At 53.8% G+C, this 15,880-nt stretch carries 13 protein-coding genes; 10 read left to right on the top strand and 3 right to left on the bottom strand.

Features of this window, described 5'->3' with window-relative positions; genetic code table 11:
• Positions 1–108: 108 nt before the first annotated feature.
• Positions 109–1,314, bottom strand: coding sequence for an FAD-dependent oxidoreductase (locus tag J1785_RS21435; protein ID WP_129951212.1), 1,206 nt, complete (start codon positions 1,312–1,314; stop codon positions 109–111).
• A gap of 307 nt (positions 1,315–1,621) precedes the next feature.
• Between J1785_RS21435 and J1785_RS21430 the strand changes: the two genes are divergently transcribed.
• The 6 genes from J1785_RS21430 (at position 1,622) to J1785_RS21405 (ending at position 7,776) form a co-directional block, all read left to right on the top strand.
• Positions 1,622–2,335, top strand: a complete 714-nt coding sequence (locus J1785_RS21430; RefSeq protein ID WP_129951213.1) for a FadR/GntR family transcriptional regulator — start codon at positions 1,622–1,624, stop codon at positions 2,333–2,335.
• A complete protein-coding gene (locus J1785_RS21425; RefSeq protein WP_217159468.1) occupies positions 2,322–3,500 on the top strand; it encodes an aminotransferase class I/II-fold pyridoxal phosphate-dependent enzyme in 1,179 nt (392 codons plus the stop codon). Before J1785_RS21430 ends, J1785_RS21425 begins: the two co-directional genes overlap by 14 nt.
• Positions 3,501–3,562: 62 nt before the next feature.
• Positions 3,563–4,837, top strand: a complete 1,275-nt coding sequence (locus J1785_RS21420) for an ABC transporter substrate-binding protein (RefSeq protein WP_217138605.1) — start codon at positions 3,563–3,565, stop codon at positions 4,835–4,837.
• Positions 4,838–4,900: 63 nt separating this feature from the next.
• Positions 4,901–5,824: a carbohydrate ABC transporter permease gene (locus tag J1785_RS21415; protein ID WP_129951216.1), complete on the top strand. Its 924-nt coding sequence runs from the start codon at positions 4,901–4,903 to the stop codon at positions 5,822–5,824.
• A gap of 10 nt (positions 5,825–5,834) precedes the next feature.
• On the top strand, positions 5,835–6,677 hold the full coding sequence (locus tag J1785_RS21410) for a carbohydrate ABC transporter permease (RefSeq protein WP_129951217.1): 843 nt from the start codon (positions 5,835–5,837) through the stop codon (positions 6,675–6,677).
• Positions 6,678–6,681: 4 nt separating this feature from the next.
• Complete coding sequence (locus J1785_RS21405) at positions 6,682–7,776, top strand: ABC transporter ATP-binding protein (RefSeq protein ID WP_129951218.1); 1,095 nt, start codon at positions 6,682–6,684, stop codon at positions 7,774–7,776.
• A 77-nt stretch (positions 7,777–7,853) separates the two neighbouring features.
• On the opposite strand, the gene J1785_RS21400 is transcribed toward J1785_RS21405, so the two are convergent.
• Positions 7,854–9,146, bottom strand: a complete 1,293-nt coding sequence (locus J1785_RS21400) for an MFS transporter (protein WP_217138606.1) — start codon at positions 9,144–9,146, stop codon at positions 7,854–7,856.
• Between the two features lie 142 nt (positions 9,147–9,288).
• Here J1785_RS21400 and J1785_RS21395 point away from each other — a divergent pair, with 142 nt between their 5' ends.
• From J1785_RS21395 to J1785_RS21380, 4 genes are all read left to right on the top strand, one after another.
• Positions 9,289–10,188 (top strand): LysR family transcriptional regulator, encoded by a 900-nt coding sequence (locus J1785_RS21395; protein ID WP_129951220.1) that lies wholly within the window; start codon positions 9,289–9,291, stop codon positions 10,186–10,188.
• Positions 10,189–10,355: 167 nt separating this feature from the next.
• Positions 10,356–11,579, top strand: coding sequence for a sugar metabolism global transcriptional regulator Mlc (gene mlc, locus J1785_RS21390; protein WP_129951221.1), 1,224 nt, complete (start codon positions 10,356–10,358; stop codon positions 11,577–11,579).
• 321 nt (positions 11,580–11,900) lie between these two features.
• Positions 11,901–12,587, top strand: a complete 687-nt coding sequence (gene bioD, locus J1785_RS21385) for a dethiobiotin synthase (RefSeq protein ID WP_129951222.1) — start codon at positions 11,901–11,903, stop codon at positions 12,585–12,587.
• 128 nt (positions 12,588–12,715) lie between these two features.
• Complete coding sequence (locus tag J1785_RS21380) at positions 12,716–14,212, top strand: MDR family MFS transporter (RefSeq protein ID WP_129951223.1); 1,497 nt, start codon at positions 12,716–12,718, stop codon at positions 14,210–14,212.
• On the opposite strand, the gene J1785_RS21375 is transcribed toward J1785_RS21380, so the two are convergent.
• On the bottom strand, positions 14,209–15,867 hold the full coding sequence (locus J1785_RS21375; RefSeq protein WP_217220621.1) for an ABC transporter permease: 1,659 nt from the start codon (positions 15,865–15,867) through the stop codon (positions 14,209–14,211). The two genes, J1785_RS21380 and J1785_RS21375, sit on opposite strands and share 4 nt — an antisense overlap.
• Between the last annotated feature and the right edge of the window lie 13 nt (positions 15,868–15,880).

Below are 15,880 nucleotides of genomic sequence, written 5' to 3'. Positions count from 1 at the left end.
CTTCAAGTTCAAAACCGTGGGCCGACGCCCACGACCTTGACCTTAAGGCCAGTTTGGGTGGCAACCCAAGGTGTTGACCTAAAGGCGGTTCGGGTGGCAAACCCAAAATCAAAGCTTCGGGATTTCCCGATAAAATCCCACGCCGATGAGGCGTCCAAACAGAAATGGTATAAATTTCCGTCCCCGTAGCCAGATTTCCAGCCGTGAAGGGGCACGCTTCCTTTGTTTCTGTCCGGCCTTACTGATCATAATCTGTAACGCCTGCGTCGCCCAGGTCGGGAACATGCGACGGCGCTGAATGCGTTTTAAATGCCGCAGCGTCAGGCGTCCGGCCTTGAGCGGTTCAGTGATGATATTCGCCGTCGCCACGGCATCCTGAATGGCCAGATTCACGCCAACACCGCCGATGGGTGACATCGCATGCGCTGCGTCGCCGATGCACAGCAGCCCCGGTTTTGCCCACTCTTTCAGACGGTCAATGCGGATCACCAGCAGGCGTACGTCTTCCCAGCTGAGGATATCTTCCTGAAGACGCGGGCGTTCGAAGGGAGATACTTCGGTCAGCAGGTCGAGAAAGGGCGCGATGCCCTGCGCTTTGAGCGAATCCAGACTGCCTTTGGGAATCGAATATCCACACTGCCAGTAATCTCCCCGGTCAATCATGATGAAGTTTTTCTTCGGGCCGCGATGACCCATTGACCACTGCGGATCGTCCGGTCGTTTGTGAATTTTCAGCCATAACACGTCACGCGGCGTGCCATAACGGCGGACTTCCATCCCGGCCTGTTCCCGCACGATGGAATTACGGCCATCGCAACCGATCACCAGACCGGCATCAAAGTGCTGCGTTTCTCCGTCCACTTCAGCAATAACACCGGATACCTGCCCTTTATCCTCCTGCAACGACAGCACCTGTGCATTATGGATCAGCCTGAAATTGGGCAGTTGTGCTGCCTTACCGGCGATAAAGTTAAGGAAATCCCACTGCGGCATAAAAGCGATAAATTTACACTGCGTTGGCAGATGACTGAAGTCCGCCAGCGTGGTTTCCTGGCCGTCGATTTCACCATATAGCTTTTCAGCGCGCTGGTGTGGCAGGGCGAGGAATTCGTCGAGGAAACCCAGTTGCCAGATGATGTCCAGCGTCGAAGGGTGAATGGTGTCGCCGCGAAAATCGCGCAAAAAGTCACGGTGTTTTTCCAGCACAGTGACGTCAATACCTTTACGCGCCAGAAGATATCCCAGCATTAAACCTGCGGGACCGCCCCCGACAATGCAGCATGATGCTGCTGAAGACTTTGTATCCGGTGTCATAACCACCTGCCTGGCAGAATGAATTCATATGATAACAGTTATCATTTGCACTCCTGCGCGTCAATCCATCCCGTGCTACATCACTGAACATTACCTGCACAGCGGTACAACATATCCGGCTTTATTTGCACCACCGCGATCTGCCCGTCATCTTCCCGCATGGAACGTTATTTATTCATATTCCATTTTAATCAATTGCTTAACGGCGGTTCTGCAAACTGGCAGACAAATTGCAATGTGGTCCACAGGTTGAGTTGTTGGGCCAATTTGGACCGGTGTCCGTTGAAAACAATGTGCGGAGAAGCCAATGAGCGGCGAAATAAATTTATTGCATCCGATCGCGCCACAACAAAGCGACACCCTGGTACTGGATGCGCTGACGCGTTATGTGGCGCAGTCCGGCACCCGTATCGGCGAGAAACTGCCTCCTGAGCGTGTGCTGGCTGAAGGTCTGGCGGTGAGCCGCAACACCGTGCGTGAGGCGCTCAAACGCTGGGAGGCACTGGGAATTATCGTGCGTAAAAAAGGCAGTGGCACCTTTTTGCAGTCTGAAATTACTGCTAACGACAGCTTTCTGTCCCTGCGCTTTAAAAATGATTCCGCCACCATGCTGCATGCGCTGGAAGTGCGCCGGATCATCGAATGTGAGGCTTCGGCAATGGCGGCAGTGCGTGCTACGGAAAGCGATTTGCTGTTCATCGAACAGAAACTGGTTGTGATGGAAAAAGTACATCTGAGCATCGGTTCCGCAGGGGCAGAAGACTGGCAGTTTCACGCGGCGATCTACAGCGCCGCGCACAATCCGCTGCTGCTGCAAATGGTCGGCGGCATTTACGACCTGCTGCATGCCTTTTTCGAATCGCCACCGGAACAGGCGCTTTTCAGCGACTCTTTTCCGCTGCACCGCCTGTTATATGAAGCCATTGCGCGCCGCGAACCGGAAAACGCGCGCAGGCTGAGCAACGACATTCTGAACATAACCGAACGTGACATGAAGGAAGTGATCAATGCAGCAAGATGATAAGAGCCAGCCGGTTGAGTTAAGTGAAAACACGCATTTAGTGCATGACGGCCGCCACGATCGCGGGGCGATTTCACCCCCTATCTATCAGTCGTCGTTATTTAGTTTCACCGATTATGACAGCATGATTGCCCGTTTTCGTGGTGACAGCGACCACGCATTATATTCCCGCGTCGACAACCCGACCGTGATCGAATTACAGAAGAAGGTGGCGCAGCTTGAAGGCGGCGAAGCCTGTCTGGCGTTCGGCAGCGGCATGGCGGCTATCAGTAATGCCATTCTCAGCGTGGCCGGTCCCGGCGATAAAGTCGTCTGTGTGAATCACGTTTATCCAGACACCTACCGTTTTCTGCGCGGTTTCTGCACCCGTTTCCAGATTGAATCACAGTTTGTCGATGGGGGTTCTCTGGCCGCACTCGAAGCGGCGATTCAGGGGGCGAAACTGTTATATCTCGAAAGCCCGAACAGCTGGGTGATGGGCGAGCAAAATCTGCCAGCCATTGCCGCGCTGGCCAAAAAATACGGCGTAATAACGATGATCGATAACAGCTGGGCGTCACCGGTTTTCCAGAAGCCGCTGGCGGCAGGCATCGATCTGGTTATTCATTCTGCGTCGAAATACATCAGCGGACACAGCGACGTCGTTGCCGGACTGGTGATTTCAAGTACAGAACACATCACTGCCATCAGTCGTTATATCAGCCCGTTTTTAGGCGGCAAACTCTCCGCGAATGAAGCCTGGCTGTTGCTGCGTGGCTTACGCACGCTGCCGCTGCGTATGCGCCAGCATCACGAAAGCGCGCTGGAACTGGCGCGCCGCCTGCAGGGCTATTCGCGTATCACGCAGGTGAATCATCCGGGGCTTGACCCGTTGCCGACTTCCACGCTGACCGGCTACAGCGGCCTGTTCTCCTTTGAGCTCAGCGAAGGCATTGACATTCCGACGTTCTGCAATGCGCTGACCTTATTCCGTATGGGCGTCAGTTGGGGCGGTTTTGAAAGCCTGGTGATGCCGGCCATTTCGGTGCTGAATCAGGCGGGTGAATTCAACTCGGCAAGAGATTTTGGCGTCTCACCCCGTGTGATCCGCATTTCAATCGGGCTGGAAGATACTGAAGATTTATGGCGTGACTTGAAAAATGCCATCGAAAGTGCTTGTTCCTGAAGCCATTTTTTGAAAATACCGTTCCTGTGTTCCGACTTTTTTCACCGTGGAGAATCAAGATTATGCGACACCCGAAACGTCATGTGCTCAGCCTGCTGGTGCTCAGCCTGTTTTCCTGCGCCAGTTTTGCCGCCACTAAGCTGACGCTGGTGGAAGTGATCACCAGCCCGGCACGTACCGAAATGCTGCAAAAGATGTTAACCGCTTACAAAACACAGCATCCTGATGTCGAGATCGAGGTCGTGTCGCTGCCGTGGGGGCAGGCGTTTGAAAAGCTTGGCACCATGATTCAGAGCGGGCAGTACCCGGATGTGGTGGAAATGCCGGACACCTGGCAGGGGCTGTATGCCAGTAACGGTATGCTGGCTGATCTCGAACCCCGGCTGAAAGGCTGGACAGGCACGGCAGATCTGACCGACAAAACGCTGACCATGGCGCGTTCTTCCGGTGGCACCGCAACGATGATCCCGTACGGTTTTTATCTGCGGGCGATGTTCTGGAATAAAAAACTCTTTCAGCAGGCGGGCCTGACCGACGCGCCGAAAACCATGGATGAGTTTATGGCGGATGCGAAGAAAATCAGCGCACTGGGCAACGGGATCAGCGGCTATTGCATGCGCGGCGGCGTCGGCGGCACGAATGCCTGGATGATGTTTATGGCGGCAATGAACGGCTCGCCGGACTTTTTCGATAAAGAGGGCAACAGCACGCTGACCAAACCGGGTGCGGTCAAAGGCGCGCAGTTCCTGGTGGACATGTACCAGAAAGGTTATGCACCCAAAGACAGTGTTAACTGGGGCTTTAACGAAATCGTTTCCGGTTTCTACTCCGGTAAATGCGCCATGCTGGATCAGGATCCGGACGCGCTGATCGCCATCAAGAACAGCATGAACCCGGACGATTTCTCCGTTGCGCCGATGCCGCTCGGGCCGAACGGTAAAGCCTACCCGACTATCGGTTATACCGGCTGGTCGATGTTCAAACAGGGCAAACATCAGGATCAAAGCTGGGATCTGATTTCCTTCCTGAGTAATAAAGAAAACAACCTGACCTGGTCGAAATTCGTCGGCACCTTACCGATTTATAAGGGTGCAGAGCAGGATGCATATTACCACGCGCCACAGTTTGCAGGCTGGTTTGCCGAGCTGAACAGCCCGGATTACATCCCGCTGACCATGCCGACGCACCTCAAAGGCTGGGGCTATTTTAACTCGGTGATTGTGAAAGACAGTTCGCAGGAAACGCTGCTCGGCCAGAACGACACCGAAAGCATGGTGAAAGATTGGGCGAAATACCTGACCAAAGAACAGAAAGCCTGGCTGGCTGCGCAAAAGTAAACCGGATGACTCCGGCACGGATCTGCTGCCGGAGTTCCCCATTCCTCTCAACGGAGACGCGTCATGATGTTGGAAGTTTCACCGCCAGACACCGCTGCCGCGCCGCGCTTCCCACGTTTGCGGGCGCTGCTGGAACCCTGGGTTTATCTCAGCCCGACGCTGGTGCTGATTGGCCTGTTTATCTTTGTTCCAATGGCTATCGGCATTTCCTATGCTTTTCAGAACATACAGTTGCTGAACCCGTTCGATACCGGTTGGGTGGGGCTGGATAATTTTCGTACCATGTTTGATGACCGGCATTTTTATGCCGCACTGCGCCATACCTTCAACTGGACACTGACTTCACTGGTGTTGCAGTTCGCGCTGGGGCTGGGCTTAGCCTTATTGCTCAACCGTGAATTCCCCGGCCGCCGCTGGGTGCAGGCGCTGGTGTTTCTGCCGTGGGCGGTTCCGGCGTTTCTCTCCGGGCTGACCTGGGCATGGTTGCTCAATCCAGTAATTGGCGTGCTGCCTTACTGGCTGGCTGATCTGCATATCATTTCTGAACCGTACAATATTTTGTCTGATCCGCAACTGGCGCTGTACGGCCCGGTAGTGGCGAACGTCTGGTTCGGCATTCCGTTCTTCGCCATTACCCTGCTGGCGGCGTTGCAATCGATTCCGAAAGATTTGTACGAAGCGGCGTCGATGGACGGGGCGAGCGGCTGGCAGCAGTTTTGCAAAGTCACGCTGCCGTTTCTGGCACCGATGATTGCCATCACGGTCATGCTGCGCACCATCTGGATCGCAAATTTTGCTGATCTGATTGTGGTGATGACCGACGGCGGGCCGGCAAATTCCACCTCGATTCTGTCGAGTTTCATCTTCACCACTGCATACCGCAAACTCGACTTTGGTTATGCGTCTGCGATGGCGGTGTTCCTGCTGGTGCTGATGACATTTTATGCGCTGGTTTTACTGCGCATCCGCCATCAGTTGCTGAAATAAGGGGGCTCATATGAGTGCATTGTCAATTAACGCCTGGCTGCGCAAGGGCGGGCATCGGCTGGGGATTGTGTTCTATCTGGTGTTCGCGCTGTTCCCGATTTACTGGCTGATCAAAATCTCCATCACGCCGGATAAACTGCTCTACAGTGAAGGTGTGCGGATGTGGCCGGGCGAGATGACGCTGGTCCATTTTCAGCGTGTGTTTACTGAAAGCCAGTTTCCGCTGTATTTCTTCAACAGTCTGATTGTGTCATTCGGCACGGCATTTCTGACCACAATCATTGCTGCCGGTGCGGGTTTCGCGTTTTCCCGCTTCAGTTTCCGCGGCAAAACGGTGATGGCCGCGCTGCTGCTGTTTACCCAGATGTTCCCGCTGGTGATGATCCTCGCGCCAATTTACAAAGTGATGGCACCGCTCGGGCTGACCAATAGCCTGACCGGGCTGATTCTGATTTACACCGCTTTTAACGTCCCTTTTGCCACGTTCCTGATGCAGTCGTTTTTTGACAGTATTCCGAAGGATCTGGAAGAGTCCGCGATGCTTGAAGGGTGCAGCCGATTTATGGCACTGCGCAAAGTCATTATCCCGCTGACTCTGCCGGGGATGGCGGCAACCTTAGGTTTTGTGTTTACCGCCGCGTGGAGCGAATTGTTGTTCTCGCTGATGCTCATCAACAAAAACGACGTGATGACTTTCCCGGTTGGCTTACTCAGTTTTGTGTCGAAATTCGCGGTTTCATGGGGCGACATGATGGCAGCGGCTGTGCTGGCGCTCATTCCTGCCTGTCTGTTCTTTGCGTTCATTCAGCGTTACCTGGTTCAGGGGCTGACTGCCGGTGCGGTAAAAGGATAATTCTATGGCTCAGATTACGATTTCCGATCTTCAAAAACGTTACGAAAATGTCGAAGTATTGCGACACATTAACCTGACCATTAAAGATGGCGAGTTTGTGGTGCTGGTCGGGCCGTCCGGGTGCGGTAAATCGACCCTGCTGCGCACGATCGCCGGGCTTGAACTGGCGACGGCGGGGGATATTCATATCGGTTCACGTCTGATGAATCAGGTGGCTCCGAAAGACCGTGATATCTCAATGGTATTCCAGAGTTATGCACTGTATCCGCACATGACCGTGGCACGTAACATGGGGTTCAGCCTCGAAGTCCAAAAGCGGCCGAAAGCGGAGATTGAGGCGGCAGTGAATAAAGCCGCCGATATTCTCGGGCTGACCGCGTTGCTGCATCGCCGTCCGAAAGAGTTATCCGGCGGACAGCGTCAGCGTGTGGCAATGGGCAGGGCGATCGTACGCGAGCCCCAGGTGTTTTTGTTCGATGAACCGCTTTCTAACCTGGATGCGCAATTACGGGGGCAGATGCGGATTGAAATCAAAAGCCTGCATCAGCGTATGAAGAACACCATCGTTTATGTGACGCACGATCAGGTGGAAGCCATGACCCTCGCTGACCGCATCGTCGTACTCAACCACGGCCTGATCCAGCAGGTCGGCACGCCGCTTGAACTGTACGACACGCCGGCCAATAAATTCGTCGCCAGCTTTATCGGTTCGCCGTCTATGAATTTCATCAACGGTACGCTGGAACTGGGGGATTCTGCGCCGCAATTGCGGATTAACGGGCAACTGACGCTGCCGGTAGATCCTTTAATCAAGAATCTGCAAAGTGGTACAGAGGTGATTTATGGCGTCCGCCCCGAAGCCATTGTGCTGTGCGAAGAGGGCGCGCCAGACGCGGTGCCACTGGATATCACGCTAATTGAACCTACCGGCCTGAGTGAACTTATTCACGGCAAATTTGGCACTGAAAAGCTGAGTGTTTACAGCATGGTCAGATCGGCCGCCGCGCCCGGAGACCGGGTATGGGTACAGATAGATACCGCGCGGATGCAGTTGTTTGAGGCGGATAGTCAGAAGCGGATGAGGAAAATGGGAGAGTGAAAAGCAGTAAATTTCTCGCGCGGGAATAAGTCAATCCCGGTCGGCTCCTCCCCCTTCGCAGGGGAAGGAGCGATAAGTTAAACCGCTTTTGCCTCAGGTAAGCGCATCAGCTTAAACCCGACGCCGACACCGGCAATCAGCATCAAACTGATGAATCCGGTGATCCCGTACCAGCCAAAGGAGTGCCAGAAGAATCCGCCTAACGTTCCGGCGACACTGGAACCCGCATAGTAGCTGAACAGATATAAAGACGATGCCTGACCTTTTGCACGACGGGCACGTCTGCCGATCCAGCCGCTGGCAACGGAATGGGCGGCGAAAAATCCGCCGGTGACCAGGATCATGCCGACGAAAATCAGCCAGACCGGTGAAAAAGCGGTGATTAAAATGCCCAGCAGCATCAGCGACGTTGCGCCGATCAGCACAGGGCCGCGGCCATAAACGCCGGTCAGCGCACCGGCTTTCGGCGAGCTGTAGGTACCCATCAGGTAAACGACAGATAAAATCCCGACTATCGCCTGGCTCAGATGGTAGGGCGATGAAAGCAGACGGTAACCGATGTAGTTAAACAGGGTCACGAAACTGCCCATCAGCAGGAAACCTTCGGCGAAAAGTAGCGGCAGACCGCTGTCGCGCCAGTGCAGTTTGAAGTTAATCAGCATCTTGCGAGGTTTCAGCGAGCTTGCCCGGAAATGTTTTGATGCAGGCAGAATGCGCCAGAACATAATTGCCGCCGCGAGGGCGAAGCAGCCCACGAATGCAACGGCGATACGCCAGGAGAAGAAATCCGTCAGCACACCACTGACTAAACGTCCGCTCATGCCCCCAATGGAATTTCCGCTAATGTATAAACCCATCGAGAAGGCGACCACGCTTGGGTGGATTTCCTCGCTGAGATAGGTCATGGCGACGGCTGCCACGCCGCTCAGCGATAAGCCAATCAGAGCACGCATGATGAGAATGCCGTCCCAGCTTTGCATAAAGGAACAGACCAGCGTGCAACCCGCAGCAAGAAATAACGCTACCACCATCACTGACTTGCGCCCGACTGCGTCAGAAACAGGCCCGGTGAACAACAGGCCAATGGCCATCAGACCGGTAGATAACGACAACGACAGGCTACTGGTGGCCGGTGAAACCCCGAAATCATGCGACAACACCGGCAGGATTGGCTGAACACAATACAGCAGGGCAAACGTCGCCAGCCCTGCTGAAAACAGGGCCAGCGTGACGCGGATAAACTCCGGTGTCCCACGTTTGATAAAGGGCGTTTTAAGTCCGGAGCGCGCGACGGGAGTTTCAGGATTTAACTCGTCGTCGTTGACTGAATGACTGGCTGGTGCGGCAGAAATCCGCCGGGAGGTTTTCACGGTAAGTCCTTAATGCGAAGTGCGGTAAAACTTAATTTTAAAATGTATAAGAATTTTAACGCTGCGGCGGTTATTGTCTAATATATTAATCAGTCAAAAATGATATGTTTAAAATATCAATTGGGCTGGGTTAATCCACATCATGAATCATATCGAACTGCGTCATTTGCGTTATTTCATCGCCGTTGCGGACGAACTGCATTTCGGCCGTGCAGCGGAACGTCTGCACATTTCCCAGCCGCCGCTGAGTCAGCAAATCCAGGCGCTGGAAACCCATCTTGGCGCCACGCTGTTTTATCGTAACAACCGCACTGTAAGACTGACGCAGGCGGGACAGGCATTTTTGCTGGAAGCCCGGCAGATTTTGCAGCGGGTCGGTGAGGCATCCGCTCAGGCAGCCCGCATTCATCGCGGTGAGTCAGGCAATCTGACGCTCGGGCTGACCTCTTCGGCACCTTTTTTACGCCGTGTTTCACGCACCTTACACCGTTTTCGTTTGTCCTATCCGGACGTCAATATCCGCATCGAACAACTCAACAGCAAACAGCAGATCGAACCTTTGCTGGAGGGAAAACTGGATTTGGGCATTATGCGCAATGGCGGCTTGCCGGAAGAGCTGGAACATCATCTGGTGCTGTCCGAACCGCTGATTGCCGTGGTGCACAGCGATCATCCGCTGAATGCGCTTAAAGAGGGTGAACTGACTTTTCAACACCTTGCCGATCAGCCGTTTGTGTTCTTCTCCAAAGATGTCGGTACGTCGCTTTACGATGACATTCTCGGTCAGCTCAAGGCACAGGGAATTACCCCCTATATTACGCAGGAAGTAGGGGAACCGCTGACCATCATCGGGCTGGTAGCCGCAGGGCTGGGCGTATCGATTCTGCCTGCTTCTTATCTGCGTATTCAGGTTGAAGGCGTGCGGTATTTGCGATTTGGTCACCGGCAGGGCACGACAGAACTCTGGCTGGTGAATCACGCGCGGCGTCCGGTGACCGCCGCAACCCGTGCATTTATGGAATTGTTGTTACGTGAAGAATAAGAAGCTGAAGTCAGAAGATGCTGTATTTCCAGTCAATTCCGAGCGTCTTTTACCGCAATTTGTGCACCGAATCACATAACGAATCAAATAGTTGACGACATATGACAAAAACCCCAACATAGCCCTAATCTTTATTTTGAAGCGCGAAAATAACAGGAGTTTCTTGAGTGATCCCCGACGGGCAACCAGGACATATCGATCAGATAAAACAAACCAATGTCGGTGCTGTGTACCGCCTGATAGATCTGTTTGGCCCTATTTCGCGTATTGAATTGTCGAAAAAGGCACAACTGGCTCCCGCCAGTATCACCAAGATTGTCCGTGAGTTATTACAGGCGCATCTGGTACTGGAAACTGAATTTCAGGATCCCGGCAGCCGCGGGCGTCCGGCCATTGGTTTAGCGCTCGACACCCAGGCCTGGCATTATCTTTCGGCACGTATCAGCCTGGGTTCAATCACACTCGGTTTACGTGATCTCAGCAGTAAACTGGTGGTGGAAGAGGTCCTTCCACTGCCGGAACAGGCGTCACAACCGCTGCTCAAACGTATTATTTCTGAAATTGACCAGTTTTTTATCCGCCATCAGCGCAAGCTCGAACGCCTTACTGCTATCGCCATTACCTTACCGGGCATGATTGACGCGCGTCGTGGCATTGTGCACCGTATGCCGTTTTATCATGATGTGTTCGATATGCCGCTGGGTGACACGCTGTCGGAACACACCGGTTTGCCGGTCTATGTACAGCACGATATCGGTGCCTGGACGCTGGCCGAGTCGTTATATGGTGCCTCGCGTGGCTGTAAAAATATGGTGCAGGTGGTCATCGATCATAACGTCGGGGCGGGAGTGATCACCGGCGGGCGCGTGCTGCACGCAGGCAGCAGCAGTGTGGCGGAAATCGGCCATACGCAGGTGGATCCTTACGGCAAGCGCTGTTATTGCGGTAATCACGGTTGCCTTGAAACCGTAGCCAGCACTGACAGCATTCTTGATCTCGTTCGTCAGCGTTTAACGGTACCCGTTCCGGCCAGCTTATTGCATGGCGTATCGCTGACCATCGAAGCCGTGTGTGATGCAGCAAACCGGGGCGATCAGCTGGCGCGCGACGTGATTATCAGCGTCGGACAGAGTGTCGGACGTATTCTGGCGATCATGGTCAATCTGTTTAATCCCGAGAAAGTACTGATCGGCTCACCGCTTAATTTGTCTCAGGATATTCTTCATCCCGCGATAATGTCCTGTATTCAACAGCAATCACTTCCCGCTTATAGCGAAAATATCAAACTTGAATCGACACAATTTTATAATCAGGGCACGATGCCCGGCGCGGCATTAGTCAAAGACGCGTTATATAGCGGTTCCCTGTTAATTAAATTACTGCAAGGTTAATATCCTTCAGCGTTCAAATTAACGCTGCGTTGGCTGCATTTGTTCGTCCGGATCACTGACATTAACCTGCTCAGCGGGATTTTCTTTTACTGCCTTGTCGTCATTTTATTAATCTGGATAGATCTTTTATGTCTGTTTTTAAATAAAAAACATATAAGACCTGCACATTAACCGCACGTACAGTCAACAAAACATTGCGCTAACGCAAACTGCTCTGATCGCGCATCGCCTAGACTTTCTGTCGTTACTTTGTCTCTGGCGGTGTTTTCTTACCGGAGACTATCTTTCAATAAGACGGAGAGATCCCGGAGCCTGAATTCCATGTTAACGCACTTTTTCGTCACGGGGACAGACGCTCGTGTAGGTAAAACCATTGTCACACGTGCCTTGCTTCAGGCCTTAGCCGCGCAGGATCGCTGCGTTTTAGGCTATAAACCTATTGCAACAGGCAGCCAGGAGCTGGCCGACGGGGTTCGAAATAAAGATGCGGTAACTCTTCAGCAGTCATCTTCTATTTCTTATCCTTTTAATAAAATAACCCCGCTGGCCTTAACTGACGAAGACATTTATGCCAGCCAGATCCCCGAAAATGTTTTTGAAATAATGACTCATGGTCTTAATTTCATGCGTGAAGAGGCAGATTCTGTAGTGGTTGAAGGATGCGACGGGTGGAGAACGTTGATCACGCCGCAACTTTTATATTCTGACTGGGTACGTCTGCAAAATATGCCGGTAGTATTAGTGGTGGGTATTCAGGAGGGGTGTGTCAGCCACGCATTATTAACCGCACAGGCAATTATTGCGGATGGTTTACCGTTGCTCGGCTGGGTGGCGAACCGCATTAACCCGTGTCTGGCTCACTACCAGGAAACGATTGACGCGATCAGCGCCAATATTACAGCGCCGCTGCTGGGGGAAATTCCGTATTTACCCCGAGCTGAAAGCCGCGATTTAACCCGGTTTATTAATCTGTCCAGTTTTGATCTGAAGATGATGTCTCAGGCCTGATAGTGACGTTGTCACTACTAGTCTGTAATTAACGGGCGCTGTGTGCAAACTCAGCGCTTTTTTTTGTCTATAATTAAGTGTATCTGCCTGAGTGCACTCATCAAAGCAATGCTAAGAAAACAGAGAACATGGCCGTCAATCATTCGGAAGTCAAAACAGCTGCGGTTAAATCCTCTCATCGTCCGCTCATCCTCACTGCCTGCATGTTATCGATGTTTATGGCTGCGGTAGAAGTCACTATTGTCGCGACGGCCATGCCAACTATCATTGGCGATCTGGGGGGATTCTCGCTGCTCGGCTGGGTGTTTGCGGTCTATCTGCTGACACAGGCCATCACCGTGCCGGTTTACGGGCGTCTGGCAGATTTATACGGCTGTCGCAAAATGTTCTTTATCGGCACCACGCTGTTTTTGCTCGGTTCCGTTTTATGCGGGTTTGCGCCTTCGCTTGGCTGGATGATTGGTTTTCGTGCTTTACAGGGGCTGGGGGCCGGAGCCATCACGCCGGTTGCCACTACATTGATTGCCAATGTGTATGGTCCGCAGGAAAGGGCAAAAGCACAGGGATATTTGTCCAGCGTCTGGGGCGTCTCGGCGATTGTCGGCCCGCTGATGGGGGCATTCATCGTTTCTCATTTTCCGTGGGCAGTGGTGTTTTGGGTGAATGTGCCCATCGGTCTGGTGGCGATGATGATTCTGGTGAAATACCTGCCGCCGGACGGTCAGCGTAAACCGCACACGTTAGATCTTGCCGGTACCGGCTATCTGACACTGTCTGTCGCAGCCTTACTGCTGGCGCTGTTGCAGGCAGAGGAACTGGGATATCTGGCGCTGGCGCTGGTGGCCTTGTCAGTTTGCAGCGCCTGGTTGCTGGTCCGTCAGGAGCGTAAAACACCGGAGCCCCTGTTCCCGCTGGCACTGTGGCAAAATAAAGTCATTATTGCCGGAAACGTCGGCGGGGTGATCATTGGTGCCACCATGATGGGTATCAGCGCATTTCTACCCACCTATGTGCAGGGCGTGCTTGGCGGTACACCGTTACAGGCCGGCACCACGCTGGCTCTGATGTCGATTGGCTGGCCGCTGGCGAGCATGTTCAGCAGTCGTCTGATGCAGGCAACCTCATATCGCATGACGGCGGTCACAGGCGGATTATTGCTGGCAGGCGGCAGTCTTGCGCTGTTAGTGCTCTCCCCATCGTCCGGTTTGTGGATGGCGCGTCTTGCCGCTTTTTCGATTGGCGCTGGCATGGGGCTGTGCAACACCACGTTTATTGTGTCAGTGCAAAACAGCGTGGAACCTGCCATACGGGGTATTGCTACCGCCTCGACACTTTTTACCCGCATGCTCGGTTCGGCCATGGGTACCGCATTGCTCGGTGCGACACTCAATCTCAATCTTCAGTATCGTCTGCCACAGGTGAGTGATCCCGTACAGCAACTGATGGATAAAGCGACGCGCGGTACGCTCGAAAGCAGTCAGCTGAATATGCTTACGGACAGCGTGGCGGCATCGCTGCACTGGGTCTTTGTCGTGTCTGCGGTGATTTCGGTGCTGGCAGTTGCAGCCGGTTTACTGATCCCTTCAGGCGACCGCCCGCACTCCGAACCGCAGCGGGAAAACTAACTTGCGGTTCGTTGTTGTAGCCTGACTGCAATTAACATCAGCGTCAGGCTCAGAAACGCTGCCACTGACGCCATGGCCATACCATCACCGACAGAACCCTGTTCAAACTGGCGCCAGACATACACCGACACGGTTTGCACGCCCGCCGGTGACAGCAGCAGAGAGGTTACCAGCTCGCGCGACGCGACGGCGAACACCATCATCATTGAGGCAAGTAAACTCGGAAACACCAGCGGCAGCAGGATCAGGCGTAATGTTTGCGCCGCTGTGGCACCATGCACGCGCGCGGCGGCATCAAGATTTCCGCCTATCTGCTTTAATGCGGCGCTGACATAACGCACCGGATAAGGCAACAACAGGCAGCAGTACGCCAGCAGCAAAATCCCCCAGGTGTTATACGGTGTCACCGGCCAGAAGCGCTGGTTCCAGGCCAGAATCAGACCCACACCGACCACAATCCCCGGTAGTGCCGCCGGCAGCAGCGATAAACCGTCAATCAATGCGGCACCGCGAATTTTGCGTGCCACCACCAGCCACGATGCCATCAATCCGGTTGCCCCTGCGATAAGTGCAGTGCCCAGCGCCAGACCGAGGCTGGTTGAAAGTGCGGCAGGGGCATCGCCATGTGCAGCAAACACATTGCCAAAGTGTCCTAAGGTCAGATTCTGCCACGAGAGCCCGCCGGACAACGTACGGGAAAACGCGGTGATCAGCATGGAGACAATCGGCAGCGCGACGGCGATCAGTGCCACCGCCATAAACAAAATCAGCACCGGGATAGTCCAGCCAGCCAGCGATTTCTGTGTGACGTCAGCCGGTTTGCCGGTCAGGCTTTCAACATTTTTACCCGCCAGTACCGCACGCTGAACGCTGTATGCGCAAAGCGCAATCGCCACCAGCATCAGCGAAAGCACCGCCGCACCGGGCAAATCGACCGGCCAGTCGGCGAGGCGTTGTTCGATACCTGTGGTGAGCATCAGAATACCGCTGCGCGAACCCAGTGCGCCGGGCACGCCGTATTCTTCAATCGACAGCGTAAACGCCAGCAATAAACTGGATGCCATCGCCGGTAACGCCATCGGCATTGTGATGCGTATAAATGCCCGCCACGGACCTGCGCCATGAATGCGCGCGACATCTGCCAGACGGCTGCCGCTGGCCGCCATGCTGCGTGAGACCGCAAAATATACCACCGGGAAAATATTCAGTGTCATCACCACCACCATGCCCGGCAGCGAAAACAAAAAATCATTCAGATGTAGCCATGGCAGCAGTTGCTGGACATAACCGTTAGTCTGTAACGCCAGCATCCAGGACAGCGCGGCAATATAGGGCGGCAACAGGAAGGGCACCAGAAACAGAATGTCCCACAGCGCGGCGGCGGGCAGCGCAAACAGGCCGCGTAAGGCACCCAATGGAATGCCAATCAGACCGCTGCATATCGCCACGCCCAGTCCGACCTTTAACGTGGTGGCGAACAATTTACGTAACTGAGGCTCTTCGAACACAGGGGGAAAGGCGCTGAACGGCGCGGAAAAACTGCCTGTATCCAGATGCGGGAAGACAGCCTGCAAGGCGACAAACGTGACCGGCACTGCAACCAGCAACAGCAGTGCAATGCCCGTCACGCCCGGTAAAAAAGCGTTTCTGCTCATTAATGAAATCTCA

Source organism: Rahnella perminowiae, from assembly GCF_019049755.1.
Lineage (GTDB): Bacteria > Pseudomonadota > Gammaproteobacteria > Enterobacterales > Enterobacteriaceae > Rahnella > Rahnella perminowiae.
Note: the sequence above shows the minus strand (reverse complement) of the source record. Positions and strands in the feature narration are given on the sequence as shown.

Bases quoted from the DNA above. Each gene is read 5' to 3' on its own strand.
- J1785_RS21380 (WP_129951223.1), top strand. From the start codon at position 12,716: ATGGCCGTCAATCATTCGGAAGTCAAAACAGCTGCGGTTAAATCCTCT.
- J1785_RS21430 (WP_129951213.1), top strand. From the start codon at position 1,622: ATGAGCGGCGAAATAAATTTATTGCATCCGATCGCGCCACAACAAAGC.
- J1785_RS21420 (WP_217138605.1), top strand. From the start codon at position 3,563: ATGCGACACCCGAAACGTCATGTGCTCAGCCTGCTGGTGCTCAGCCTG.
- J1785_RS21435 (WP_129951212.1), bottom strand. From the start codon at position 1,314: ATGACACCGGATACAAAGTCTTCAGCAGCATCATGCTGCATTGTCGGG.
- J1785_RS21405 (WP_129951218.1), top strand. From the start codon at position 6,682: ATGGCTCAGATTACGATTTCCGATCTTCAAAAACGTTACGAAAATGTC.
- J1785_RS21395 (WP_129951220.1), top strand. From the start codon at position 9,289: ATGAATCATATCGAACTGCGTCATTTGCGTTATTTCATCGCCGTTGCG.
- J1785_RS21410 (WP_129951217.1), top strand. From the start codon at position 5,835: ATGAGTGCATTGTCAATTAACGCCTGGCTGCGCAAGGGCGGGCATCGG.
- bioD (WP_129951222.1), top strand. From the start codon at position 11,901: ATGTTAACGCACTTTTTCGTCACGGGGACAGACGCTCGTGTAGGTAAA.
- J1785_RS21425 (WP_217159468.1), top strand. From the start codon at position 2,322: ATGCAGCAAGATGATAAGAGCCAGCCGGTTGAGTTAAGTGAAAACACG.
- J1785_RS21375 (WP_217220621.1), bottom strand. From the start codon at position 15,867: ATGAGCAGAAACGCTTTTTTACCGGGCGTGACGGGCATTGCACTGCTG.
- J1785_RS21415 (WP_129951216.1), top strand. From the start codon at position 4,901: ATGATGTTGGAAGTTTCACCGCCAGACACCGCTGCCGCGCCGCGCTTC.